General features: G+C 31.7%; 3 protein-coding genes. All 3 read left to right on the top strand.

What is annotated here, in order from left to right:
* Window positions 1–170 precede the first annotated feature (170 nt).
* The gene (locus tag H4K33_RS16175) at window positions 171–749 is read left to right on the top strand and encodes a pentapeptide repeat-containing protein (RefSeq protein WP_182650838.1); all 579 of its coding nucleotides are present in this window, start codon (window positions 171–173) and stop codon (window positions 747–749) included.
* A gap of 186 nt (window positions 750–935) precedes the next feature.
* Entirely contained in the window at window positions 936–1,883 is a 948-nt protein-coding gene (locus H4K33_RS16170; protein ID WP_182628773.1) for an aminoglycoside phosphotransferase family protein, read from the top strand.
* A gap of 305 nt (window positions 1,884–2,188) precedes the next feature.
* Window positions 2,189–2,959 carry a lincosamide nucleotidyltransferase Lnu(I) gene (lnu(I), locus tag H4K33_RS16165; protein WP_008992950.1) on the top strand — a complete coding sequence of 257 codons (771 nt, stop codon included), beginning with the start codon at window positions 2,189–2,191 and terminating at the stop codon, window positions 2,957–2,959.
* The last annotated feature ends 141 nt before the right edge of the window (window positions 2,960–3,100 follow it).

Below are 3,100 nucleotides of genomic sequence, written 5' to 3'. Positions count from 1 at the left end.
AAAATAACTTACTAAGTATCTAATTTACAAAAAAAGTAATTATATTAGCAACAGATTTTACGAAATGCGCATATAGGTGTTATTTTACGAAACTACACCGTGTTTTATTTCGTGAAATAACAATGTTGTGCGTCATAGAAAAACTCACTCAAAATTAGAAAAATATAAAAATGACAAATGAAATAATAACTCACGAGAACAAAGAATTTAAAAATGTTGATTATTCTGGAAAAACATTAAGAAATAGAGAATTTTTTAAATGTAAGTTTATATCGTGCATTTTCGTAAAAAGTGACTTGAGAGGAAATAGTTTTGAAGAATGCACTTTTCAGGACTGTAACTTTTCAATGACAGAAATAGAAGGAACGGGTTTTAGAAACGCAAGCTTTATAGGAAGCAAAATTCTTGGAATTGATTTTACAAGATGCAACAATTTTGCATTTTCTTTCAGATTTGAGAATTGTATTATGGATTATTCTACATTTTTTGGGACAAAGTTAAAGAATACGCACTTTGTAAAATGTTCTCTTAAAGAAGCAGATTTTACTGAATCGGATTTATCTTCAGCAGTTTTTAATGACACAGACCTTACAGGAACGAGGTTTTTAAATACTATACTTGAAAAGGCGGACTTTAGAAATGCAAAAAACTTCGCTATTGACCCTGAATTTAACAAACTTAAAAAAGCAAAATTTTCTGCATTTCAACTAGAAGGATTGCTATATAAATATCAATTGATTATTTCTTGAACAAAAAAAAATAATTACGAACGCACAACACCGTATATAAGCTATAGCTCGTTCTGTGCCTATTTGGAAAATCCTGCGGTTTGCCAAAGTTAGTTTATATTTGGAGAGGTTAGTGCCGAGACACGCCACAGCTCATATACATAACGTTACCGGCAAGCCGAAAACAAAAACTGCACAAAATAAAAGATGATTGAAACATTGATAAAAATATTGCAAGAAAAATATCTTGTCAAAACAAACATAATTTCTAAACAGCAAGGTGGTTGGGCGTCTTTGGCTTACAAAATAGAAGACAAAAACGGACATTTTTACTTTTTGAAAGTTTATGAGAAAAGTAGAAAATCAACATCTTATTTAACGAAACACATAGATATTTATCTTCCAATTGCGGACTGGCTTGATGACCAAACTTCACTTAAAGGAAAAATAATTCGATTGATTAAAACGCAATCTGAAAATTTTAAGTGTGAGGATGAAAATTATGTGTGCATTTTGTTTGATTACATTGATGGAGAAACGGTTGGAGAACAAAATTTAACAGAAGAACAAGTAATACAATTAGCCGAAACTGTTGCTCAATTACATAATTTAGAAGATTTTCCTTTTGACATCAAGCAGATTTCTGAAACATTCCATCTTCCGTTCATTTCCACATTAAGTGAATGGATAGAGAAAAACTTTGACCACTTAAAAGTTGACATCAAAGAGGTATTGAAACCTAATATTTCAACTATCAAAAGTCAAATCAACGAATGGAACAACTTGTCTAAAGTATTAAAAGAACAGCATTTGAAATTCTGTTTATGCCATACAGACATTCATCATTGGAATATTATTACAAATAAACAGCACTTATATCTTTTAGATTGGGAAGGAATAAAATTTGCACCACCCGAAGCTGATATTTTTAGCATTTATCAACAACCTTATTTCAATTCGTTCATGAAAAAATATTGTGAACTCAATCCCGATTATCAAATAAACGATACTGTTTTACGGTATTATCAAATAAGCCGAAAACTTCAGGATATTTTTGAATTCATAGAACAATTACAATTTGACGAACTTAATCAAGAAGAATACAAAATCAATTTAAACTACCTGAAAAAAGAAGTTGATACGATAACAGGCTAAAATAGCAATATACAAACCTAAAAACACAGCCAGCAGGTAACAAGGGTTTTGCAAGAGAGCGGGTTAAGTGCTTCGTATGAAACTTTTTGCTAAATTTGTAGTTCGGTTCTTCGATTGAGCGTTTGTGCATAAAATCCGCTCCCTCGCAAAGCCCCGAACCGTTGGCGGTAATTTGAAGAAACAATTAACAACGAAAAACATTCAAGAAAATGAAGCTATAAGTAACTGTAAGATAGAATAAGAATTGAAATATCCTTTAATACGCAAAGTAGAAAGGGCGATTGTTAATATTAAAAAATTAGAAAATGACACAGTTACAAATGATTGACAAAACAAAGTCAATAGCTCAAAATGATAAAAATATTTCTGCCGTATTTATGTACGGGTCATTTACCAAAAATGAAGGGGACAAATATTCAGATATTGAATTCTACATCTTCTTGAAGGATAAAGAAAATTTTTCCGCTGAAAATTGGGTAAGCCAAATTCATCCTTTGGCATTATATTTTACCAACGAGTATGGAAGTGAAGTTGCCATTTTTGAAAATATGATAAGGGGGGAGTTTCATTTTTTGACAAACGACCAAATGGAAGTTATCAAATCGTGGGACGGTTTGGTAGAGTTTAGCGACTTTGACAAGATGATTTTAGTAGATAAAGAAGATTTATTGACTAACACGCTCAAAGAAATAAAAACTAAAGTACCTGATCGAACAACAAATGAAAATATCCTGTGGTTGAGCCAATCATTGTTGAATGTTTTACTTACAACAAGCAACTTAATTAAACGACAGGAATTTGCTCACGCTTACCAAAGCTTATCAAATGTTCAAAAATATTTACTTTGGTTAATAAGAATTGAAACATACCAAACCAAACATTGGGAAAGTCCAACAAAAAGCTTGGAAAAAGACATAGACCCAGATTGGTATTCGTTATTTCAGGAGACAACATCAGAATTAGATCCGACAGATATTAAAACAGCTTTCAAGAAGACATTAACATTGACTGAAAAACTTTTTGATAATCTTGGAGTTGAAGCAAAATTAAAGGGGGTATTAAGGAGAATTGAATAAAAAAAACTACCGCCAATAACTAAGCTTTCGTCTTGCCCGGAGGGCACGAGATGAAAGCCCGTTGAACGGAACCGTAGGAAGCTAATAAAGTATTATGGAGTTTTCGAAGTGCAGCTTTAAGATATACGAGCAGTAATTTTA

This window comes from Myroides sp. WP-1, from assembly GCF_014145635.1.
GTDB lineage: Bacteria > Bacteroidota > Bacteroidia > Flavobacteriales > Flavobacteriaceae > Flavobacterium.
The sequence above is the reverse complement of the archived record's forward strand: the minus strand, read 5'-3'. Positions and strand labels throughout refer to the sequence as shown.